This is a genomic window from Arthrobacter sp. 49Tsu3.1M3, assembly GCF_900168135.1.
GTDB lineage: Bacteria > Actinomycetota > Actinomycetes > Actinomycetales > Micrococcaceae > Arthrobacter.
The window spans coordinates 40,970-63,078 of sequence record NZ_FUZD01000014.1; the positions used below are offsets into that span (position 1 = coordinate 40,970).

A 22,109-nucleotide genomic window follows, 5' to 3' on the forward strand; every position below is an offset into this window, starting at 1 on the left:
TCTGGTGGCCATGAGATAGGAACTCCCGCAACGAAGTTTGCAGCCTCTGCCTGACCAAATTCAGAATAGCAATTGCATTTGCCGCACAAAAGGAAAAAAGAGTAACAATTAATATGCGGCTATTCCGGCCGGTATCCCCCGTGGTCCGTCGCTCACCGTCTCCAGGGCCGACGGTGTTTGTAGGGACCACAGTCCAGACATGATGTGGGTTGCGGATGGGGTCAAACGCCCGATGACCTGGCCCTCATTTCGTGGACGGGGCGTATTCCGGGTAGTAACGCTGGATCTCTTGAACGGTCTTGCCGGCCCTCACCATTCGCTCAACGGACATCACGCTCCGGACTTCCTCGTCAGAGGACCGGGTGCTGTTCCACGACCCCATCGTTCGGTAACAGAAGTCATTCGGATCGTTCAGCCTGGCCTCGTTGTAGCACTCTGGATGATCCGGGGCATCAACTGCCGTGCCGGCAGGACCGGATTTCGATGTTCCGGATGCGGCGGACAGCCCCAGCGCGAGAAGTGGCGTGAGCGCCATGGCTGCAATTCCAGTTTTCATTGCTTTATTCATGGTTCCCCCAATTGGCCAGAAATATGTTGGCGAGCCTACCGCACGGGTGTCAGGTTTCCCGCGCGACGGTGATTTCCCCTCGGTCATGGAGATTCGGCAGTTTGCCTCGCCGGAATCGCCAGTTGGGTCTTGATCCACTCCGCGGTCTTGGGAAACAATGTTCGCGGCGTAACGGGCCCCGGAGAAAGGGTTTCAATGACAGCGCGGGATACCTCCTCAGTCGGTGCTCCCTGCTGGGTCGATACCTGGCAGCCCGACCCCCGGGCGGCCAGGGACTTCTACGGTCTGCTCTTCGGCTGGACTTTCGACGACCCCGTTCCGATGCCGTCCGGTCTCGACGGCTACTACCACGCTGCGCGCCTCCGCGGTCAGCTGGTGGCCGGCATCGGACAGGCGCCGCCGCAATCGCCGCCGGGGTGGCTCACCCACGTGCGTGTCGTAGACGTCGGGGAAGCCTTGGCTCGTGCCGAGCGGGCGGGGGGCAAGCGCCTGGCGCCGTTTGGTGCCGGCCCGGATGACCGTATTGCTGTGCTCGCCGATGCCACCGGCATCCCGTTCTGCCTGCGGCGGGCAGAAGGGAACGACGGCGCCCAGCTGGCCAATGAGCCGAATTCCTGGGCCATGAGCTCGCTGCACACCACAGATGTCGGGCGGGCCCAGGCGTTCTACCGTGCAATGTTCGACTGGGAACTCGAACCCGTCGCGGACGCCCCCTTCTCGCGGTGGCTCCGCTCCGGCCGGGTAGTGGCCGTGGTGTCAGCCACGGACGGCGTCACGGTCCCGCCGCATTGGAGCGTCAATTTCGCCGTCCGCGACGCGGACGCCATTGCCCGGCAGGCCGTGACACTGGGCGGCGGCATCTTGATGGCACCCACGGACTCGCCGGGTTTCCGCAGCGCAGTGATCAGGGACCCCCAGGGCGGGACCATCGCGGTCAGCGCGGCCACCGGCTGACGCTTGCTGGAGGGCATGAGCACCACACCCGATTTCGGGCGCTGGTAGGGTCAGCCCATGGATGAAATTTTGGGGAAGTTCATCGACGATTTCGCGCGGCTCGTGGAGCTTGCGCAGTCCGGGCAGCGTCGGGGGCAACCAGGAACCCAGCTGCTGACTACGCTCACCGGGCATCTGGCGGTCCAGGCCGAATCTGTGTCAGTCGTGGTTGAGGAGATTCCGCCGCACCGATTCGTGGACGCGGACATCCTGATGGAAGAGCTCGCCGCAGAGGATCCTGAGTTCCGGCTCGTGGGCATCGGCGGCGGCGACCAACGCCACCATCACTCTCTGAGCGACATGTTGCGGCAGTCCCAGCTATATCCGCAGTTCCCCCTGTCACAGCCGGACTACGCCAACCTCGCTGTCGGGCCGGACGAACAACGGCAAGCCGTGGCACTGGGGCTCTGGCTATTCAGCCATGGCGGCAGTCCCATCGCCGTGCTGCAGCGGGACGCCAACCCCCGGTATGGCCGGCAGTCAGCGTCCCTTGAGGTTTTGGCCGGCGCTACAGATAAGGCCGCACGCTTCCTCTCAGAGTTCCGCCGTCGGATGCAGCACCGGAGCGTGCTCAAGGGACAGATCATTTCCCTGGTGATGGGCGAGTATGGTCCCAGCGCGGCCGGGGTGACCTTCCATGCACGGCCCGTCCTTGCCGCGTCGGACGTCATCCTGCCGGATGGCCTGCTGGAGAAGGTGTCGGACCACGCCTTAGGTATCGCCGAGCACCGTGAGTCTCTGGTCAGGTACGGCCAGCACCTCAAACGCGGCGTCCTGCTCTACGGCAGGCCGGGGACGGGCAAGACGCACACGGTGCGGTATTTGTTGAGCCGGAGCGAAGGTGCCACAGCAATCCTTCTTTCGGGGGGATCGCTCGCCAGGATCTCTGAAGCCGCCACTATGGCCAGGGCGCTGCAGCCCTCGATTGTGGTCCTTGAGGACTGCGACCTCATCGCCGAGGACCGCAGCTTCGGGCATGGACCCCAGCCGCTGCTATTCGAGGTGCTGGACGCCATGGACGGTTTGGCCAGCGACGCCGACGTGGCGTTCGTGCTCACCACCAACCGCGTGGACATGCTGGAACGCGCCCTGGCACAGCGTCCGGGCCGTGTAGACCTGGCCGTGGAAATTCCTATGCCTGCCCAGGCGGAGCGGGTTGCGCTGATCAAACTGTATGCCCGTGGTATTCCCCTCAGCCCGAGCTCGATTGAAGACGCAGCCGCCCGCACCGAAGGAACCACCGCCTCGTTCGCTCGCGAACTCGTCCGCCGTGCGGTGGTTGCCGGCGCATTGGACGGCGTTCCGGTGGCGGACCATCATCTTCAGAAGGCTGTGGATGACCTGATGGCCGACAGCGCCGCGCTCACCCGAAGTCTCCTCGGCAGCGGCGCCGGAGGCGAACCTGAGGGCATGGGCGGACCGTTCCCCGGACCGCCGGCGGCCTTCCATCCCGGGGGCTAGGCGTACCGCGCCGGTGCGCTTGGGCCCTCAGCGCCGCCACCGGTACGGGGTGGTCGTTGAGACCCGCAGCAATCCATAGCGTTCCAGGATCGGTCGCGAATATTCAGTCGAGTCACTGTGGATCAGTCTCTTCCCGAGCGTCAGCGCGGCTCGAGCCCGGGCGGCGGTGAGGGCCCGGTAAATACCCTGGCCACGCCATTCTGGACGCGTGGCCCCGCCCCAGATGCCCGCGAATTCCGTATCCGGCACCGGCTCCAGGCGGCCCGCGCTCACGATCAGTCCTTCGTGTTCGGCGACCCACAGTTCCATGCCGTCGTCGAGCGCCATGCGGTGCAGGATTGCGTCGGCGTTACCGTCGGAGACATCAACGCCGAAAACCTCGTCCTGCATCGCGCTCATGGCCCGGATGTCCCGTTCCTCGGCCACTCGACGCAGGCTGACGCCGGTCGGGAGCTGCACGTCCACCGTCAAGGCGTTTGCCGGACCGATCATGATTGACTCGGTCTCACCAGGCTCAAATCCGTTGTCGAGCAGTGCCCTGTGGAGTCCAGGCGCATGATCGTGGCCACGGGTCTTCCACTCGACCCGCACGATTGCGGGATCGCTGCGGTAAAACGCGAGCGCTTCGGCCACCCACTGCGCGATCGTCAGGGCGTTGGCCCCATCGAGGTCCTGATAGGTCACGAAGCCGCTGCCGGCTGCGAAGGTCACCAGCCGCAGGGGGCCCAGGTGCTCGACGGCGATGGCACTTGGGGTCTCCGCATCTGTTCGGAGTTGCTGGTCATACGCCATGAGAAGTTGCTGTGAAAGTGTCATTGGCCTCCAAGGTACAGCGCCGCAGCGGTGCGTAGACGGGACCGCTTGTGTTTTGTTCGGGCCAGTTTCATCATGGAGCCGTGGCGCCGCCCGAGGAAACTGCCGGCCGGCTCCCGCACCTCTGGCCCAAGGAGATTAGGGCATGACCGATACGGCCATCCTGCCCGGGTGGATTCAGACCATAGCGCACTTCACGCCGACCTTCTGCGGAGTGGATGCGCTGGAGGCCGCGATCCTCTACCAGTCGACCGACAACCTGGGCCGGGACGTGGCGGTCCTGGTGCTAACGGCCGGGGGCGGCCTCGTTGTGGGCATCATGTCACTGCGGCGCCGACTCGACGCCTTCTAGCGCCCCGGGGTCCCTGACCGTGACGGCGCGCAGGCCCGCACCCAGCCGGCGCGCACCGTCGCCTCCGCATCCCCGTCGTGCCCGGCCGCAGGCCTCTTCCGCGGCCGGCCCGGGAGGCTTAGACTCGACTGGCTTGAGCAAACAGGGAGAAGTTCGGCATGAGGCTCGTCGTCGATCTCACTAAGTGTCAGGGTTACGCACAATGCGCCTTCCTCGCCCCGGACGTCTTCACCATCCAGGGGGACGAGGCACTTACCTACGACCCGGACCCTGACGAGGCGCAGCGCACGAGGATCCGGCGGGCCGCCGCGGCCTGCCCCATCCAGGCCATCCGACTCGACCACCTTGAGGAGCCGCACAGGCCGCGGACTCCCGACGACGCCCCGCGGACGGCCGCCGCCGCCGGGGGCAACGGGGGCGCTTTCCTTCGATCCGGCAGGATTGTCATCGTGGGCACGTCACTGACCGGGCTGCGCGCGGCGGAGCGGCTGCGCGAGGAAGGGTTCACGGGCTCGCTGACTCTCATTGGTGAGGAAACGCACGAGCCGTATGACCGGCCGCCGCTGTCGAAACAGGTCCTGGCCGGGTCGGTGCGGTCCGCCGACACGTCGCTGCCGCGCCGCCGGCCAGTCGACGCCGACTGGCGGCTGGGCGTCGCGGCCACGGGTCTGGATCTCGCCGCCAGGCACGTGCATCTCGCCGACGGCGGCCGGATCGGATTCGACAAGTTGTTGATCGCCACTGGCGTGCGGGCCCGGTCCTGGCCAAACGCGGCGGAGGCGGCGCTGGCAGGCGTGCTGACCTTGCGGACCCGGGAGGACGCGGCAACGCTTCGGCAGCTCCTGGCCGCGCGCCCCCGCCGGGTCCTGGTCATTGGCGCCGGGTTTATCGGCTGCGAGGTCGCTTCGGTCTGCCGCGAACTTGGCCTGCCGGTCACTGTGGCGGAGGCTGGCCCGGCACCGCTCGGCGCGGCGCTCGGCAGCGTGATCGGTGCCATTGCCGGCGCGCTGCAGATCGAGAACGGCGTGGATCTGCGCTGCGGCGTCAGGGTCGTCTCACTGGAAGGCGATGCCGGCGGACAGCTGCGCCGCGCCCGCCTCTCCGATGGCACGACTCTTGACGTGGACATCGCGGTCGCCGCGCTCGGGACCGTTCGCAACGGTGACTGGCTCGCCGGCTCCGGATTGGCGAGCGGCGTGTGGGGTGTCGCGTGCGACGCCGGCTGCCGCGCTTTCGACGTCAACGGGCTGGTCACCGATGACGTCTTCGTCGCCGGTGACGTATCCCGCGCCCCGCAGCCGATGTTCGGCTACCAGTTCCTCGCCGTCGAGCACTGGGGCAACGCGGTCTCCCAGGCCGAGGTTGCAGCGCACAATATGGTGAGCGGTGAAACGGAACGCTGGCCGCACCTGGCTGTGCCCAAATTCTGGTCCGTCCAGTTCGGCACCGAAATCAAGAGCGTGGGCGTGCCCTCGGTCGCCGATGAGGTCGCCATCGTGCAGGGATCGGTCGGATCCCGGCGGTTCCTGGCCGTTTACGGCTACAAGGGCCGCATCGTGGCTGCAGTGGCGTTCAACCAGAACAAATGGCTTGACTTCTATGAACCGCTGATTGACCAGGCGGCGCCATTCCCGCCGTCTTTCCACCATATTGACGAGCCGGCCGACGCGCAGCCGGTGCCGGCCGGGTTCCAGCCCGCCGCCAACCCCACCCAGGATGCGACCGTCGTCGTGACCGGTCACTATCCCAATGAGCGGCGCGCCAGATTGACCGACCGCCGCCTCCCGTAAAGCGCCGCACCGGAGACCGGCAGCGACCGGCCCACGACCCAAGGAGCCTTCGCCATGGCCGAGCCCAGCACCTGGGAGCAGATCCTCGACTACACCAACCGGGCTAACCCCTATCCGTTCTACGACGAACTCCGCAAAACCCCCGTGAGACGGCTTCCGGACGGAAGCTATCTCGTGAGCACCTACGCGGAGATCGCCGCCCTGCTGCACGATCCACGGGTCAGCTCCGACATAACCCGCAACCCGGCTGCCGCCGCGGCGGGCGCCACCATCGGTGAGGACGGGGACGGCGCCGGCATGACGCCGACTTTCCTCAGCATGGATCCCCCTGATCACGACAAGTTCCGGCGGATCGCCATGCGGCACTTCGGGCCGCCCACGACGCCTGGCAGGGTGGCCGGGATGGAGGCGCGGATGGCGGAAATTTTCACCGACCTGGTCGATGCCATGGCGGACCGCAGCCGGATCGACGTCGTCGATGATCTGGCGTATCCCTTGCCCGTCACGGTGATCTGCGAACTCCTCGGCGTGCCTCCGGGAGATGAACAGCGCTTCCGGGTCTGGGTGGACCTCGCTCTGCAGTCGACCGATCCCGGCCTCGATCCCGAAACCCAGCAAAAGAAGAGGATTGAGGCCGGCAGGGAACTGCGTGCGTTCATGCAAGAGTTGGTCGACGCCCACCGGCTGGCCCCGGGGAATGACCTGCTTTCAGCGATGGCCACCGACGATGGACCGGAGGGCCGCATGCCGGACGAACAGCTGGTGGGCACCGGGCTTCTCCTGCTCATCGCCGGACACGAAACCACCGTGAACCTCATCTCCAACGGCGTACTGACTTTGCTCCGCCACCCGGCCGAGCTCCAGCGGCTGCGGGCTGACCCCGGCCTGGCCATCCCGATGGTCGAGGAGCTGCTCCGCTACGAGCCGCCCGTGCATTTCGTCCCGTTCCGCACCGCCCTCGACGACATCGACATCGCCGGCACCACCATTCCGGCCGGTGCCTCCCTCACCCTGGTCCTGGCTGCGGGCAACCGCGATCCCGCCCACGTCGCTGACCCCGGGCTCTTCATCCCTGACCGGCGCAACAACCAGCACCTCGGTTTTGGGGGCGGCGTTCATCTTTGCTTCGGGGCGCCCCTGGCCCGGCTGGAAGCGCAGATCGCACTCACCGAATTCGCCACCAGGCTGGAGAACCCGCGGCTGGTCTCGGATCCACCGCCGTACCGGCCGAGCCCGTTCCTGCGCGGCCCCTCCCACCTCCCGGTAGACATCGACGGCGTCCTCGCCCGCCCATGATCGGGCAGCCGTCGGGCTAGGTGCATGCGGCGGCGACCAACTGCCGCGCCAGGGCGAGGCCCTGCCGGGCCGGGCCATCAGCCCCCAGCACGGCGGCCGTTGACAGCGTGTCGTTGAGGACCAGCAGGAGCTGCTCCAAATGCGCTTCAACGGGTGACGGTCAGCGGCTTCATCGGCACCACACAGGACACCCGTTCCAGGCGGACGTCAGCAGCGCCCGCCACGCGGTTGTTCCTGCCGGTGTCATCGCACCAGTCAATGTTGTACGGCACCGCGGTTACGGCGGCGTCCCCCGCGGCTGTCCGGGCGGGCGCGACAAACGTGTAGGTGAACCCGCCGGCGTCGTTCATGGCGCTGGTGGTATTCACGACTTCCACCCCGGTTGCGTCGGTGACGCTCACCTGGATGCGCGCATTCTTGCCGTAACGGGGGTTGCAGCCAGCATCCGGGGCTGCCACCGTCACGCTTTGCCCCGGTGCGGCCGTCGTCGGGGTGAGCGAATAGGCGGGCGGGAAGCACGGCGGCTCCGGCTCCCCGTCCGTGGAGGACGAGCACCCCGATATCGAGGCAGCCAGTACCAACGCGCCAGCCGTGGCACGGACCGCGGGGCGCCGCCCGCCGTCTTTCAGACAGAAAACCATGCCGTCAGTGTCGCTGGTACAGCAGTCGACGCCTACTGTTGTGCTGGATTCGTACCCGGATCGCTGCCGGAGCCTGCCCGCCGGCGGTTGACCGCCCCCATCAAGCGCATACAGAGCGCCCAGTAGGCCACGCCCGCGGCCAGCGAGCCTGCGACGGCCACGGCGGGGCTGATCCCGGCCAGCGGCGGATAGACCACCCAGTGGACCAGGTACGCATAGAGGGAGGCGCTGGCGAGCACCACCATGAGGCGGCGGAGGACCTGTGGCACAGGAATGCTGGGGAGCCAGATGAGCAGCAGGATCCCGGCGAGGAGTGTGGCCTCCCGGACGGGGTTCTCGAAGAATCCTGGAACGGTCAGGACTGCAATGACCGAGACAAGGCAACGCTGGGCGATGGTCCGGGACCGTGCGATAGCCCAGCCCATTGCGAAGAGCCAGAGCGCAGGCGCCGTGTGCGGCACTCCCGGGTTCACCAGCTCATACCGGGTCAGGAGCCCCACACCGGTCAGCGCCAGCGGAAAGAGCAGCGGGAACCGCCGCTCGGCCCGGTCCGCCCACGGAATGGCCAGCAGCGCCGTCGCCACGAGAAGCAGGTAGACGAGAATCTCGATGAACCAGAAGTGCCACTGGGTGGTCACCGCTTCCGGCCCGAGGACGGCGTTGAGCAGCACGATATTGGCGGGCGCGTAGTTGTCGGTGATCAGGAAGGCCACCGCGATGAACGCCATGCTCGGCACGACGATTCTTGCCACGCTGGACAGCTGCCGCCGCAGCCGCGGGACCCGCTTCCCGGCGAGCTGGAAGCGTGCGAAGTTGTAGCCTGCCACCGCCATGAGGACGTGGGCGGCACCCTGCCAGCTGAACAGCCCCACGTGCGTGCCGACGATCAGGACGATCCCTACGGCCCGCAGCACGATGCTCGTTTCCACGGGCGCAAAGAAGCGTCGACGCGTCCGGCCCGGCGCAGTTCGAGGCTCCAGGTCCCGTACCGGGGTCACGTGCCAGTCCGGCGGGAGATGGCCCAAGGCCTGTTCCAGCCGCACCGACGCGGCCACGTAGGACAGTGAGTCCCCGCCCAGGGACACGAACGTGTCGCTGGGCGCGATGTCGGCACACTCCAAAGCGTCCTGGAAAATCTTCCGAACGCTGTCCGGAGCTCTGGTGTCCGGGGCGCCGGTTTCCGTCACGGGGGCGCGTGCTGGCCCTGGTTTCGGCCCGGACAGGGCCAGGACAGCCCTGTAGTCGAGCTTGCCGGTGGCCAGGCGCGGGAGCCGTTCGACGGCGTGGACCTCGAGTGCCGCACGCGGCAGCCCCATGCCCTGGGCGAGAACCTTGCCCAACAGGCGCGTGTCGTGCTCGCCTTCAACGGCGACGACGACGCCGTCGTCCGTCCCGGCGCTGGCCGCCTGCACCCCAAGGTCCGCCAGGAGCCGCTCCACCTGCCCCAGGTCAACGCGCAGCCCCACGATCTTGACGAACCGGCTGCGCCGGCCCACCACTTCGTAGACGCCCGCCGGGTGCAGCCGGGCGAGATCGCCGGTGCGCAGCTCCGTGACGGTCCGGCCAGCGGCGAGGTCCGCCGGGCATTCGGCATAGCCAAGCATGACGTTGGCGCCGCTGTAGACAAGTTCGCCGTGTTCCAGCCCCGGCACGGGGTCGATCCGGAAGGCCCCGCCGGGCACCGGGATACCCACCGCGCCCGGCACGTCGGCGGCCAGCTCAGGCGGCAGGTACGCCATCCGTGCCGTCGCTTCGGTCTGGCCGTACATCACGAAAAATTCCCAGCCGCTGCGGCGGCCCAGGTCGGCGTATTTCCGCACCGAATCCGGCCCCAGCCGGCCCCCGGCCTGGGTGACGTAGCGCAGGCTGGGCAGATCCATGTCCGCGAACCCGACCCGTTCCAGCAGTTCAAAGGTGTACGGAACGGCCGCGAAGGACGTGGCTGCCCGGCGTCGGAAGAGCTCCCAGAAGCACGGATCAACCACGGAAAGGCCGGTCAGGACCAGCCCGGCGCCGCGGAGCAGGTGGCTGTTGATCACGGACAGCCCGTAACAGTAGGACATCGGCAAAGTCGTCACGGCACGGTCGTCGGGCCCGATATTCAGGTACTGGGCAATCGACTCGGCGTTGGCCTGCAGGTTCGCATGCGAGAGCCGCACGAGCTTGGGCGAACCCGTGGATCCGGAGGTGCTGAGCAGGAGCGCGAGGTCCGGGTGGAGCTCGTGGCGGGTGCCGGCCCGGCGTTCGTCCAGCAGGAGCTGCCCGTTGCCGGATTGGACGACGACGTCGGGGTCGTAGGCCGCAACGAGGGACTCCAAGGAGGCCGGCTTGTCCTCCGGCAGGAGGATCAGCGGGTGGCCGCCGGCCAGGGCCGCCAGATAGACCACCAGAGAGTCGAGGTCGTTGGCCGCGGCGAGCGCCACGAGGCGACGCGTGGTGCCAAGACGGAGGGCGAAGGCATCGACCCGCTCCGCCAGCTCCCGGTACGTCATTGCCAGGGTGTCGGTGAGGATGGCAGGGCTGTCCCCGTAGCTCGCAAGATCGGCGGCAAAGGGCACCCGCATGAAGTCAAGCTGCGTGGTCACCCGAACGATGTTATTAGATTAGGCTTACCTAATCCAAATTAGGGTACGAAAGGTTTGCGTAATCGCCGCGAATCGGTATCCTCCTTGCTTAGGTACACCTAAAACGGGTTTGCGTCGGCGATGTTGCCGTGGAAGCCCACCTGGGCCCGCACCCCTCCGCTCCCCCGCACCGCACCGCACCGCACTGCTCCACTCGACCGATCCACCTAGGAAACACCATGCCCAGCATCCCCCTGCCCAAAAACGCCCCCCGGTTCCGGAAGACGCTTGTCCTGTTGGCCGCGGCAACCGCTGTTTCGCTGGCCCTGGCCGGCTGCGTGGGAACCCCACAGGACCCGGGCACCGCCGGACCCATCCAGGTCACGAGCAGTCCCGCCGTCGACGCGCATCTTCAAAACCTGCTGGACACCGGCACCCGGCAGTACTCCGCTTTCGTCTTGGACCAGACCGACCAGCTGCTTGACGGCACGAGGGCGTTCGCGGCGGCTTACGCCGCCGGGGATACGACGAAGGCCCGCGGGCTCTATGCCGACACGCGCATGCACTGGGAGCGCATCGAACCGGTCGCCGAGTCGTTCGGGGACCTGGACCCCAAGCTCGATGCCCGTGAAGCCGACCTCGAATCCGGCCAGGAATGGACCGGCTGGCACCGGGCTGAGAAGGACCTGTTCCCGCCGGCCGGCTACACCCCCCTCGCCCCGTCGGAGCGGGCCGCCATCGCCACGCAGCTTGTTGCCGACACCGAGGACCTGGCCCAGCGGACCCGCACCGTGGAACTCTCCGCGGACAAGATCGGCAACGGCGCCAAGGAACTCCTGGACGAAGTAGCCACCGGCAAAGTCACCGGGGAGGAAGAAATCTGGTCCCACACCGATCTCTGGGACTTCCAGGCGAACGTTGACGGAGCCCGGACCGCCTTCGACAGCCTGAAGCCGGTGCTGGCGCAGAAGGACCCGGCCCTGGCCGCAGCGCTCGAGGCTAAGTTCGCAGCCTTGCAGGCCGGGCTCAAGCAGCACTCCACCGGCGACGGCTTCACCTACTACAACAAGCTCAGCCAGGCCCAGGTGCAGCAGCTCGCCTCCCTGGTTGATGCCCTGGGCGAGCCCCTGGCCAAGCTCACTTCGGCAGTAGCCCTGTGACCGGCTGCCCCTTCGGCGCCAGCCCCGGCCAGACCCCCGACGGCGGCACCCCGGAACCAGCCACGGCCCCGGGAGCCGCCGCCTCACCTGTGCCGCCGGCAGCCCCCGGTGCGGGAAAGGGCCGGCTGTCCCGCCGCGGTCTCCTGTCCCTGGCAGGAGCCGGCGGCGCGGGCGCCGTCGCCGGCCTGGCGGCGGGCTTCCTCGGCCACGACGCCGTCGAGGCCGCGGCGGCCCCACTGGCAGAGCCCGGCGACATCATCCCCTTCCATGGTGACCGGCAAGCCGGCATCGTCACGCCGGCCCAGGACCGCCTTCACATGGCAGCCTTCGACATCGTCACCGAGGACCGTGCAGAGCTCATCCGGCTCCTGAAGGAGTGGACGGCCGCCGCCGTGGCGATGACCGAGGGGCGCAGCACGGGCAGCAGCGGCGCCGTCGATGGCCCCTACGACGCCCCGCCCGAGGACACGGGTGAGGCCCTGGACCTCGGGGCCGGCAAGCTCACCCTCACTTTCGGGTTCGGCCCCGGCCTGTTCGAGAAGGGCGGCAAGGCCCGCTTCGGACTCAACGGGCGCCGCCCGGACGCCCTGATCGACCTGCCGCACTTCCCAGGCGACGACCTCCAGCCGGGACGCACCGGCGGCGACATCGTGGTGCAGGCCTGCGCCGACGACCCCCAGGTGGCGGTCCACGCGATCCGCAACCTTGCCCGCATCGGCTTCGGGCAGACCCGCGTCCGCTGGTCCCAACTCGGCTTCGGGCGGACGTCCTCCACGTCGAGGTCACAGGCCACCCCGCGGAACCTCTTCGGCTTCAAGGACGGCACCAACAACCTCAAGGCCGAGGACACCGCCCTGCTCCAGGACCACGCGTGGGCGCGCCCGGGAACGCGTCCGGAAGAGAGCTGGATGGCCGGCGGCACGTACCTCGTGGCGCGCCGCATCCGGATGCACATCGAAATCTGGGACCGCACCTCGCTGCGGGAACAGGAAGCGCTGATCGGGCGCACCAAGGGCGCAGGGGCCCCGCTCTCCGGCGGCGAGGAATGCACCGCCCCCGACTTCCAGATCCAGGGACGCGGCGGGGAACCGCTGATCCCACTGGACGCCCACGTCCGGCTCGCGCACTCGAGCCAGAACGACGGCGTCAAGATGCTCCGGCGCGGCTACAACTACACCGACGGCTCGGACGGCCTGGGGCACCTCGACGCCGGACTGTTCTTCATCGCGTTCGTCACGGACCCCAGGACCCACTACGTGCCCATGCAGCTGACCATGACGAAGGAGGACACACTGGCCCTGGAATACCTCAAGCACACCGGCTCGGGCCTATTCGCGGTTCCGCCGGGCATCCGGGCGGGAGGCTTCATCGGCGAAGGTCTCTTCACATGACGGCGGCAGTCACCGCTGCCGGCAGGCCGCCGGGAGCCGAGGAAGGTCACTGCGTCGCGGACGGGACCGTTCCGGGCAGGAGGACCCGGCTGTGGCGTCGCTCGGCCACAGCCGGATCGAATCTCGTGTCTTCCAGGGTCCCTCCGTCGTCGAGCCAACGGCGGTTGGTGTAGAAGCTGATGGCCCGAGCGTTGCCTTTCTCCACCCAGAGAAATGCCCGGTCATAGCCGAGGTCGATCAACTGTTGTTCCGCGGCCGCGAACAGGACGGAACCGACGCCCCGCGCCCACCAGTCCGGATGCACGTTGATCGCGTGCAGCTGACCGGCGCCTGGGTCCGGGGCACCGGCAGCTGGACCGAGGATGGCGAACCCGGCAACCTCATCGGCGCTTTGGACGACGAGGTGAATCGTCCCTTGCCCGGGTTCAAGGATGTTTCGGCGCCAGGCGGACGCCGCGCGGTCGACGTCGAGACGGTCCAGGTACTCATCGGTCATGACGCCGCGGTAAGTGGCCCGCCAGGCCGCGATGTGGATCTCGGCCAGCCGTGCGGCGTCGTGCACGGTTGCGGTCCTGACGCTGATGTCCGGAGTGGTCATGGTCCAGAATCTATCAACTGCGGTCTGCGGCGCCATGCGGCGCGCGCGAGGCGGCGGGCAAGGTAGCCAATGACGAGGACGCTGGCTGCCGCGAGGACCCACATGCCCTCGGATCCAAGGGCCGGGCCACTCGTGCAGGTGCTGGCGGCACCCGACTCTGCCGTGTAGTCGATGCACTCGCCTGTCCCAAAGCCGAGAAGCAAGGCGTCGACGGCGATCACCAGCAGGATAGCCAGCGCCCAGGGCCATCTCTTGGGCGGGCAGGGCTGGGGCATTTCCTCCACGACTCCCCCTCCGCACCGCAGTGGCCGCTCAAGCCGGCCGAGCGCCGGTTGACATCACACTAGGGCCGATTGGTTCAGCGCGGTACTCTGCACTAACACCGTGTCGGCCTCCCAGGCCACGTCGCCCGCTGCGGTCCGGACCGGCGAACGAAACCGTTTCTTGGAAAGGTCCACGCAATGTCAGATTCTGATCTTTCGGCACTCCGGGAGCGGGCTGCCCGCGGTGACAACGACGCCATCGGTGAGCTAATCGAGCTGGCCGCGGAGCGGGAAGACTTCGACGAGTTGCGGCAACTTGCCGACGGCGGCAGCCGCGACGCTGAGGATCAGCTGGTTGAACTCGCAGCCGAGAAGGAAGATCTGGATGAGCTTCGGCGTCTGGCATCCGCCGGCAATACGGACGCGGCCGAAGTGCTGGCCGAGCTCACTGGGTAAGGAGCCTTCGGCCCAGGCCTGCGGGCTGCCTTCACGACGGGCCGGGTCCATGACGTCTTTGTAGACCCCGACATGCGTCTGGCCGGCACCGGCCGTGCCCTCATGGACTTCATCTTCGACTGGTCACGCGTCAGGCCCCAGCCAATGATCCTGGACTGGCAGGCAAGTCCCTCCGCCATCGACTTTTACGAGGCACTTGGCTTCCACCCTGATCGTGTGGGCGACTTTCCCGAGTACCCGGGTTTCACCCTTGTCCACCGGTCCGGATCTGAAGAGCCGGCCGCACAGCATGTTCCCCGGCAATGAGCGCATCCGGCAGCCGGAGGTGGCCACCGGCCGTGACAGGATCGCCCAGGCGTGGCACGACGCCCGCGCCGCTGGACTCCCCCCTTCCGGCGGAACAGTATCCACGACATGGAACCGCCCGATTATCGCCCTCGGCGTCGTGGTGCTCCTCTGGGTGATCGCTGCGGTCCTGATCCAGTGGGGGTGAAAGCGCACCGGGTGAGGCCTCGGAGTTCAGACCGAGTGGTACCGGAGCGAGCCGGGAATCTCTCCCCGTGGTCCGAGGCCTTCCCCATAGGCGAACCGCGCCCACAGCGCCCGCATTGCCCGGCCGTGGGCATTGATCTCGTCCCACGTCGCCCCCGCCAGGAGTCCGGCACCTTCCCACGTGCGCTGGTGGCCGAAGAGCAGGGGCAGGTCAACTGTGTGCGCGGCGCCATAGAGATTTCCTGGTGCCCGCCAGGACAGCACGTAGCTGTGGGCCCGGCCGCCCGCACGTACATGCCGCCTGGCAAACTGCCTGGCCGCTTTGCCGTACACCAATTCCGTGACCACCCATGTGACCGCCTTGAGCACTGCGCTGCCGACCACGGGAATCCTCGCCACCCGGCCCAGGCGCGGGCTGCGCGGCAGAAACAGCCGGGCTTCCTCGGCTGTGTAGCCGATCAGGATGTCGATCGCCGGGGCAGCGGCATTCCAGGCCCGGTCAAGCCCGGATTCCTCGGGCAGCGGTGAATGCCCGTACTGGATCCCGAACGGCATGGCAGCCATCAGCCCGAACTTCCTCGCCGCCCGCGCCACGTCCTCTTCAAGAGCGACGACGTCCATCGCCGGAGTCGCGGCGGTAACCGCCTCCGCGGCCACCCCCATGGCGGCGGTCATCCTTTCCCGCCCCCGGGTAATGCCCAGCGGGGCACTTTGAATGATGGCGCGCTGGAAGAGCGACGCCGCGTCAGGGGTCGCCATGAGGTGCGCGACGGCGTCGCCCCCCGCGGATTGCCCGAACGCGGTGACACGGCCCGGATCGCCGCCGAAGGATGCAATGTTGCGCTGCACCCACCGAAACGCCTCGATCTGGTCCAGCAGGCCCAGATTGGCCGGACGGCCGGTGCTGGTGGACAAATATCCGAAAAGGCCCAGCCGGTAGGTCACCGAAACGACGATCACCCGGGTTTCGGCAACCAGCGCTGCGGGGTCGAAGATCGCCAGATCCCCGGAACCGGACGTATAGGACCCGCCGTGCAGCCACACCATTACCGGCAGCCGTTCACCGTCGTGGAGATCGGCAGGCAGGGTGATGGTCAGACGCTGGCAATCCTCGCTGCCCGGAAGTTCGCCATAGCGGGTGCCGAGCACGTCATCCAGGAAGGGCACCGGCGCCTGCGGGCACGCCGGAGACAGGGATGTCGCCTCAAGCGTCTCGGACCAGTCGGGTGCCGGCGCGGGCGGCTGAAAGCGTTCCGCGGTGGCGTAGGGAATGCCGGCAGCGCGCACGACGGCGCCGTCGCGCCATCCGGCGATCGGGCCACACGGCGGATCGAAGGAAAGGTTCACGTCTATTCCGGCCTAGCTGTTCTTCAGGAGGGCAACGTCGGAAACGAGATCGATGTGCTCAAGCATCGCCGCCGCGGCGGCCGACGAGTCCCGGGACCTGATCGCGTCGGCGATCTTGCGGTGGGAGGCGAGCGACTGCTCCGGCCGGCCGGGCTGTCCGAGTGATTCGAGGCGCGTTTCCAGGACCATGCCGGCAATGAAGGTCATGAGCTGGGCAAGGACTGCCGAGTGGGCCGCGGTGGTGACGGCCTGGTGGAACAGCTCGTCGCCGCGTGCGCCGCGGTCTCCTGAGGCGACCTCTAAAGCCATGGCCTCGAGGGCGTGATCAATCGCGTTCATGTCCTGCTCCGTCCGGCGGGCCGCGGCCAGTTCGGCCAGCTTGACCTCAAGCGTGCTCCGCGCCTCAACGATCTCGGGCAGACGGCTCCGGTGTTCGCGGAGGCCTTTGATCACGGATGGGACGTTCGGCCGGTAGACCAGCACCGCTCCGGTGCCGTGCTGGACGTCGATCACGCCAAGCACCTCAAGGGCCACCAAGGCCTGCGCCAGGGTGGCACGGGAGACCCCCAACCGCTCGGCAAGTTCCCGTTCGGCCGGCAACGTGTCCCCGGGGCCCAGCTCGGCGGACTCGATGAAGTCCATGATCTGCTCCACCAGCTGCTCGTAAAGCCGGGGCCGCGAAACGCGGGAAATCTGATGCGTTGCCGCCTGCTTTGCCATGGGCGTCCTTCCAGCCTGTCCTGACCCCTAAGACTACCGGAGAACTATTGACAAGGACACCTAGTGTCTAGGAGGCTAGGCCACTAAGCCAGTTCAACCACTTCGATCCGGAGGACCAACGATGTCCGCTCCCGTCCTGTCCATCATCATCCTGGCGGTGATGTTCCTGCTGGCCACGGTGCTGCCGCTCAACATGGGTGCCCTGGCCTTTGTTGGCGCCTTCCTGCTGGGCTCCGTGGTGCTGGGGATGTCCACCAACGAAATCCTGGCCAACTTCCCCGGCGGCCTGTTCCTGACCATCGTCGGGGTCACCTACCTGTTCGCCATCGCGCAAAACAACGGCACCATCGACCTGCTGGTCCGGGGCGCCGTTCGGCTGGTCGGCAGCAAGGTTGCCCTGATCCCGTGGGTCATGTTCGCCATCACAGCTGTGATTACCGCCGTCGGCGCCCTCTCCCCGGCCGCCGTGGCCATCATTGCGCCGATCGCCCTCAGCTTCGCCGCCAAACACAAAATCAATCCGCTCATGATGGGCATGATGGTGATCCACGGCGCACAGGCCGGCGGCTTCTCCCCCATCGCCGTTTATGGCGTCACCGTCAACAGCATCATTGCCAAGACGGAACTGGACGCCAACCCGATGGCGATCTTCCTGGCGAGTTTCCTCTTCAACCTGGCCATCGCGCTGGTGCTGTTTGTCGTCCTCGGCGGCGGCAAACTGCTGTCCACCCCGGCCGGGCGGCTGGTGGAACAAGCCGCAGAAAAGCGCCTGTCCGTCAGCGTGGGTGCCCGCGCCGCCGGCGTCACGCTGCAGGGATCCGGATCCGACATCTCCGCCGCCGGCGTCTCGGCCAAGGGCACCTCAGGCTCCGGTACATCCTCGGCTGCAGGTCCCGGCGCGGCCGGCGCACCTCCGGCCAGCGGCGCCCGTGCCTCCATTCCCCAGCTCATCACCATCCTTGGCCTGATCGCGCTGGCCGTCATCTCGCTCGGATTCAAGGTGGACGTCGGCTTTGTTTCAATCACCATCGCGATCGTCCTGGCCCTCGTGTCTCCCGCAGCGCAGAAGGGCGCCGTCAACAAGATCAGCTGGTCCACGGTCCTGCTCATCTGCGGCATGCTCACCTTCGTGGGCGTCCTCGAAGAAGCCGGCACCATCGCATTCGTGTCCGGCGGAGTGGCGGATCTGGGCATGCCCCTGCTCGCCGCCCTGCTGATCTGCTACATCGGCGCCATCGTCTCGGCCTTCGCCTCCTCCACTGCCATCCTCGCGGCCCTCATTCCACTGGCGGTGCCGTTCCTGGCCACCGGCGAGGTCGGCGCCGTCGGCGTGATCGCCGCCCTGGCCGTGGCCTCCACGATCGTGGATGTGTCCCCGTTCTCCACCAACGGCGCCCTGGTCCTGGCCAACGCGCCCGAGGACGTGGACAAGGACAGGTTCTACAAGCAGATCCTGGCCTACAGCGGCATCGTCGTCGCCGTCGGACCGGCCGTCGCCTGGCTGGTCATGGTAGTCCCAGGCTGGATGTGACCGCTGGATATGACCGCTGGATGCAGCCGACAAATCACCCAACCGCGCAAGCCCACCGCGCGCCCGCCACGACCGACCAAAGAAGGAACACGCCCATGAGCACCGAATCCATGCCCGACGCCGAAGGCCCCCTCACCGGCTATCTCGTTGTGGACCTGAGCCGCGCGCTCGCCGGACCGCATGCCGGGATGATGCTGGCTGACCTCGGCGCGCGGGTGATCAAGGTGGAGAACCCCGGCACCGGCGACGACACCCGCGGCTGGGGACCGCCATTCGTGGGCCCCGAGGATGATCCGCAGGCCACGTACTTCCTGTCCTGCAACCGCAACAAGGAATCCATTGCCCTGGACTTGAAGAGCGACGACGGGCGGGCAGTGCTGCGGGAGCTGCTGGAACGCGCTGACGTGGTCATCGAGAACTTCCGTCCCGGCGTCCTGGACCGGCTCGGATTCTCCGCCGCGCAGATGCACGCCCTGAATCCGGCGCTGGTGGTCCTCTCCATCACAGGATTCGGACACGACGGGCCCGAATCCCAGCGCAGCGGCTACGACCAGATCCTCCAGGGCGAGGCCGGGCTGATGTCCCTGACCGGATCCGGCCCGGACGATCCGCAGCGGGTCGGGGTCCCCATCGCCGACCTCCTCTCCGGCATGTACGGGGCGTTCGGCACCCTCGCGGCGCTGCTCCAGCGTGAGCGGACCGGCCGGGGCCAGATCGTCCGCACCTCATTGCTCGCGGCCCTGATCGGGGTCCATGCCTTCCAGGGCACCCGGGCCACGGTTGCGGGCGAAGTGCCGCAGGCCCAGGGCAACCACCACCCGTCCATTGCCCCCTACGGACTGTTCCACTGCCGGCAGGGCAGGGTGCAGATCAGCGTGGGAAGCGAAAAGCTCTGGAGAACGTTCGCCTCGACGTTTGGGATCGACGCCGTGCGGCCGGAGTTCGCCACCAATGCGGACCGCGTGCGCAATCGCGAGAAAGTCATCGAAGAAGTGGAGCGGGTGTTCTCCGATTTCGAGGCGGAGCCGCTGCTCACCAAGCTCAACGACGCCGGCATTCCGGCCGGCAGGGTCAGAACCCTGGACGAAGTCTACGAATGGGAACAGGTCCACTCGCAGCGGCTGGTGGTCGACGTCGAGCACAAAATGCTCGGCACCGTGAGCCTGCCCGGACCGCCGCTACGGTTCTTCAGCGCCGCCGGCGCGACGGAAACCACATTGACGTCCCACACCGCACCGCCGCTGCTGGACCAGGACGGGGAGCAGATCCGGCGGTGGCTGGGGCTGACAGCCGGCACCCCAGCCGGCGCCCGAGCAGGCGCGGCAACAGTCACCGGCCCGGCCACAGCCACAGCCACAGTCCAGGAAGGTCCCCGGGCATGGTGACCCAGCAGAAGGTCCGGCACCTGGACGCCACCGAACTCATCGCCGCTGTCCTCGATCCCGGGTCCTACCGCAGCTGGGACGCTCCGGTGCTGGACCCCGATCCCGGCCCCGAGTACCGGCAGGAACTGGCCGCCGCCCGGGCCAGGACCGGCGTGGACGAATCCGTCCTTACCGGCGAAGGCCTGATCCGGGGCCGCCGGGTGGCCATCATCGTCAGCGAGTTCCGGTTCCTCGCGGGCTCCATCGGCCAGGCCGCCGCGGAACGGATCGTCACCGCCGTCGAACGGGCCACCCGCGAGGGCCTGCCCCTCCTGGCCGGTCCGGCGTCGGGCGGGACCCGGATGCAGGAAGGGACCGTCGCGTTCCTCTCCATGGTCAAGATCAGCGCCGCCGTCCGCACCCACCGCAAGGCCGGGCTGCCCTACCTGGTCTACCTGCGTCATCCCACCACGGGAGGCGTCATGGCCTCGTGGGGGTCCCTCGGCCACATCACCGCCGCCGAGCCCGGCGCCCTGCTCGGCTTCCTCGGACCCCGGGTCTACGAGGCACTCCATTCCACCCCGTTCCCGGAGAACGTCCAGACGGCGGAGAACCTTTTCGACAAAGGGCTCATTGACGCGGTGGTCCCGCCTTCGCAGCTGTCCGACGTCGTCGACCGCGCCTTGGGCATCCTGGTCACCGGCCCCCGCCCGCCGGTGCCTGCGCCCGCCACACTGTCCGTGAAGCCGCCCGGCGCCGGCGCTTGGGAGTCGATCGGTATCTCCCGCGCCCCCCGCCGGCCGGATCTCCGGCAGCTGCTGGTGCACGGGGCCCGGGACGTGCTCCCCCTCAACGGCACCGGCCAGGGCGAAAAGGACCCCGGCCTTCAGCTGGCCCTGGCCCGTTTCGGCCGGGAATCCTGCGTCGTGATCGGCCACACGCGGCCGCGGGCCGACCGGCCGACGGCGATGGGGCCGGCGTCCCTCCGGGAGGCCCGGCGCGGCATGCGCCTGGCGGAGGAACTCGGGCTGCCGCTGGTCACCATCATCGACACCGCCGGCGCCGCCCTGTCCCGGGAAGCCGAGGAAGGCGGCTTGGCCGGCGAGATCGCCCGCTCCCTGCACGACCTCATCGGGCTCAACGCACCCACGGTGTCCGTGCTGCTGGGGCAGGGGGCCGGCGGCGGGGCACTGGCCCTCCTGCCTGCGGACCGCACCGTCGCCGCGCAGCACGCGTGGCTGTCGCCGTTGCCGCCCGAAGGCGCGAGCGCGATCGTCCATCGGAGCACGGGCTTCGCCGCGGCCATGTCTGAGGCCCAGGGCGTCAACGTCGCGTCGCTGCACGCCAACGGACTGGTGGAGCACATCGTGGACGAACGCCCCAACGCCGCCGACGAGGTTTTGGCCTTCTGCAGCCGCCTCGGCCGCGCCATTGAATACGAACTCGCCATGCTCTCCAACGCAGGAGTCGACGAACTCCTCCCCCGGCGCCTGGCGAAATACCGCAACCTGGGCAGCGCCCTTGCATCGACGGAGGGACGCCGCCCGGCGGGGTCCGTCGCTAGGACAGGCTCGAAAACTCCGCGTAGCTGAGCGGGGCGTAGCGCCCGTAGGCGGCGATCACCGCGGCCTCGACCGCATCGACGTCGAGGCCCGGCACCAGGTCGTCGGCCGCGCCGGCCGTCGCCGGGTCCCATTCGAGGCCGAGGGCGGCGTAACTGGCCTCCAGGACCGCGCGGATCGGGGCGGAGTCCGCCACCACGATCACGGAGCTGAAGAGCCAGCCGCCGGCGACCACACGCTGGGCGGTGCCGACCACCTTGATCCGGTGTTCCGGAACCAACGGGTCGGTGCCGTGCACGCTGAACTCCCCGGGGCAGTACTCCCCCGGGATCTCACCGACGCCGGCATCCACGCCGGCGTCGCGCAGTGCCCCGGCGAGCAGTTCGCCGAAGCGCGAAAACCTCCCCTTGGCCCCGGCAATCGCGTCCGCATCGGGTTCCAGGTGGTCGATGACCAGCGTTCGCTCGTGGTACGCCGCCGCGCGGCCTCCGGCCTTGCGGACCAGCGGCTCGAAGCCCAGCTGCCGGCAGGCGTTGGCGGCGGCCTCGAAGCCGGGCAGGTGCGTGTCGCGCTGGCCGAAGGCGACCGTGGGGACCGGCCGATACAGCCGCAAGGTGGGACCGAGTGAGCCGGTCTTGACCTTCTGCAGGAGCCCGAGCGCGAAGTCGAGGTCGGCCGCGGCGCCAAGTGATTCCTGCTGCCGCACCACCGTCAGTGTCCGGGACCCGGCTGGCGCCTGCGGCATGT

At 68.1% G+C, this 22,109-nt stretch carries 22 protein-coding genes; 13 read left to right on the forward strand and 9 right to left on the reverse strand.

Annotated elements, in window-relative coordinates; all coding sequences use genetic code 11:
• Positions 1-244 precede the first annotated feature (244 nt).
• Positions 245-568, reverse strand: a complete 324-nt coding sequence (locus B5X90_RS14560; RefSeq protein WP_143264769.1) for a hypothetical protein — start codon at positions 566-568, stop codon at positions 245-247.
• Positions 569-763: 195 nt separating this feature from the next.
• On the opposite strand from B5X90_RS14560, the gene B5X90_RS14565 reads away from it, so the two are divergent.
• Positions 764-1,522 (forward strand): VOC family protein, encoded by a 759-nt coding sequence (locus B5X90_RS14565; RefSeq protein ID WP_079554240.1) that lies wholly within the window; start codon positions 764-766, stop codon positions 1,520-1,522.
• 57 nt (positions 1,523-1,579) lie between these two features.
• Positions 1,580-3,022 (forward strand): AAA family ATPase, encoded by a 1,443-nt coding sequence (locus B5X90_RS14570; RefSeq protein ID WP_079554242.1) that lies wholly within the window; start codon positions 1,580-1,582, stop codon positions 3,020-3,022.
• Between the two features lie 27 nt (positions 3,023-3,049).
• On the opposite strand, the gene B5X90_RS14575 is transcribed toward B5X90_RS14570, so the two are convergent.
• A complete protein-coding gene (locus tag B5X90_RS14575; RefSeq protein WP_079554245.1) occupies positions 3,050-3,838 on the reverse strand; it encodes a GNAT family N-acetyltransferase in 789 nt (262 codons plus the stop codon).
• Positions 3,839-3,980: 142 nt separating this feature from the next.
• On the opposite strand from B5X90_RS14575, the gene B5X90_RS14580 reads away from it, so the two are divergent.
• The 3 genes from B5X90_RS14580 (at position 3,981) to B5X90_RS14590 (ending at position 7,273) form a co-directional block, all read left to right on the forward strand.
• On the forward strand, positions 3,981-4,187 hold the full coding sequence (locus B5X90_RS14580; protein ID WP_079554247.1) for a hypothetical protein: 207 nt from the start codon (positions 3,981-3,983) through the stop codon (positions 4,185-4,187).
• Between the two features lie 158 nt (positions 4,188-4,345).
• Positions 4,346-5,977: an FAD-dependent oxidoreductase gene (locus tag B5X90_RS14585; RefSeq protein WP_079554249.1), complete on the forward strand. Its 1,632-nt coding sequence runs from the start codon at positions 4,346-4,348 to the stop codon at positions 5,975-5,977.
• A gap of 54 nt (positions 5,978-6,031) precedes the next feature.
• Positions 6,032-7,273, forward strand: a complete 1,242-nt coding sequence (locus tag B5X90_RS14590; RefSeq protein WP_079554251.1) for a cytochrome P450 — start codon at positions 6,032-6,034, stop codon at positions 7,271-7,273.
• Between the two features lie 146 nt (positions 7,274-7,419).
• Here the strand turns inward: B5X90_RS14590 and B5X90_RS21690 are convergent, their stop codons facing one another.
• Together B5X90_RS21690 and B5X90_RS14600 are read right to left on the reverse strand one after the other, a co-directional pair.
• Positions 7,420-7,914, reverse strand: a complete 495-nt coding sequence (locus B5X90_RS21690) for a hypothetical protein (RefSeq protein WP_256860253.1) — start codon at positions 7,912-7,914, stop codon at positions 7,420-7,422.
• A 32-nt stretch (positions 7,915-7,946) separates the two neighbouring features.
• Positions 7,947-10,499, reverse strand: coding sequence for an AMP-binding protein (locus B5X90_RS14600; protein ID WP_179129157.1), 2,553 nt, complete (start codon positions 10,497-10,499; stop codon positions 7,947-7,949).
• A gap of 218 nt (positions 10,500-10,717) precedes the next feature.
• Between B5X90_RS14600 and efeO the strand changes: the two genes are divergently transcribed.
• Together efeO and efeB are read left to right on the forward strand one after the other, a co-directional pair.
• Positions 10,718-11,638, forward strand: coding sequence for an iron uptake system protein EfeO (gene efeO / locus B5X90_RS14605; protein WP_079554257.1), 921 nt, complete (start codon positions 10,718-10,720; stop codon positions 11,636-11,638).
• Entirely contained in the window at positions 11,635-13,029 is a 1,395-nt protein-coding gene (gene efeB / locus B5X90_RS14610; protein WP_079554259.1) for an iron uptake transporter deferrochelatase/peroxidase subunit, read from the forward strand. Before efeO ends, efeB begins: the two co-directional genes overlap by 4 nt.
• Positions 13,030-13,075: 46 nt before the next feature.
• Here efeB and B5X90_RS14615 read toward each other — a convergent pair whose 3' ends face one another.
• Positions 13,076-13,627 (reverse strand): GNAT family N-acetyltransferase, encoded by a 552-nt coding sequence (locus tag B5X90_RS14615; protein ID WP_079554261.1) that lies wholly within the window; start codon positions 13,625-13,627, stop codon positions 13,076-13,078.
• Positions 13,624-13,911: a hypothetical protein gene (locus B5X90_RS14620; protein ID WP_143264770.1), complete on the reverse strand. Its 288-nt coding sequence runs from the start codon at positions 13,909-13,911 to the stop codon at positions 13,624-13,626. Before B5X90_RS14620 ends, B5X90_RS14615 begins: the two co-directional genes overlap by 4 nt.
• A 177-nt stretch (positions 13,912-14,088) precedes the next feature.
• Here B5X90_RS14620 and B5X90_RS14625 point away from each other — a divergent pair, with 177 nt between their 5' ends.
• From B5X90_RS14625 to B5X90_RS14635, 3 genes are all read left to right on the forward strand, one after another.
• Positions 14,089-14,346, forward strand: coding sequence for a hypothetical protein (locus B5X90_RS14625; protein WP_079554266.1), 258 nt, complete (start codon positions 14,089-14,091; stop codon positions 14,344-14,346).
• A gap of 72 nt (positions 14,347-14,418) precedes the next feature.
• Entirely contained in the window at positions 14,419-14,652 is a 234-nt protein-coding gene (locus B5X90_RS21865; protein ID WP_079554268.1) for a GNAT family N-acetyltransferase, read from the forward strand.
• Positions 14,543-14,839 (forward strand): hypothetical protein, encoded by a 297-nt coding sequence (locus B5X90_RS14635; protein WP_179129155.1) that lies wholly within the window; start codon positions 14,543-14,545, stop codon positions 14,837-14,839. Before B5X90_RS21865 ends, B5X90_RS14635 begins: the two co-directional genes overlap by 110 nt.
• A gap of 26 nt (positions 14,840-14,865) precedes the next feature.
• On the opposite strand, the gene B5X90_RS14640 is transcribed toward B5X90_RS14635, so the two are convergent.
• The gene (locus B5X90_RS14640) at positions 14,866-16,185 is read right to left on the reverse strand and encodes a carboxylesterase family protein (protein WP_079554272.1); all 1,320 of its coding nucleotides are present in this window, start codon (positions 16,183-16,185) and stop codon (positions 14,866-14,868) included.
• Between the two features lie 12 nt (positions 16,186-16,197).
• The gene (locus tag B5X90_RS14645) at positions 16,198-16,905 is read right to left on the reverse strand and encodes a FadR/GntR family transcriptional regulator (RefSeq protein ID WP_079554274.1); all 708 of its coding nucleotides are present in this window, start codon (positions 16,903-16,905) and stop codon (positions 16,198-16,200) included.
• Between the two features lie 121 nt (positions 16,906-17,026).
• Between B5X90_RS14645 and B5X90_RS14650 the strand changes: the two genes are divergently transcribed.
• The 3 genes from B5X90_RS14650 to B5X90_RS14660 all read left to right on the forward strand — a co-directional run bounded on the left by B5X90_RS14650 (position 17,027) and on the right by B5X90_RS14660 (position 21,392).
• On the forward strand, positions 17,027-18,436 hold the full coding sequence (locus B5X90_RS14650) for an SLC13 family permease (protein WP_079554276.1): 1,410 nt from the start codon (positions 17,027-17,029) through the stop codon (positions 18,434-18,436).
• A gap of 95 nt (positions 18,437-18,531) precedes the next feature.
• The gene (locus B5X90_RS14655; RefSeq protein ID WP_079554278.1) at positions 18,532-19,821 is read left to right on the forward strand and encodes a CaiB/BaiF CoA transferase family protein; all 1,290 of its coding nucleotides are present in this window, start codon (positions 18,532-18,534) and stop codon (positions 19,819-19,821) included.
• Positions 19,815-21,392: a carboxyl transferase domain-containing protein gene (locus tag B5X90_RS14660; RefSeq protein ID WP_079554280.1), complete on the forward strand. Its 1,578-nt coding sequence runs from the start codon at positions 19,815-19,817 to the stop codon at positions 21,390-21,392. The genes B5X90_RS14655 and B5X90_RS14660 overlap by 7 nt, the downstream gene beginning before the upstream one ends.
• Here the strand turns inward: B5X90_RS14660 and B5X90_RS14665 are convergent.
• Positions 21,361-22,107: a lipoate--protein ligase family protein gene (locus B5X90_RS14665; RefSeq protein WP_079554282.1), complete on the reverse strand. Its 747-nt coding sequence runs from the start codon at positions 22,105-22,107 to the stop codon at positions 21,361-21,363. The two genes, B5X90_RS14660 and B5X90_RS14665, sit on opposite strands and share 32 nt — an antisense overlap.
• Positions 22,108-22,109: the final 2 nt, after the last annotated feature.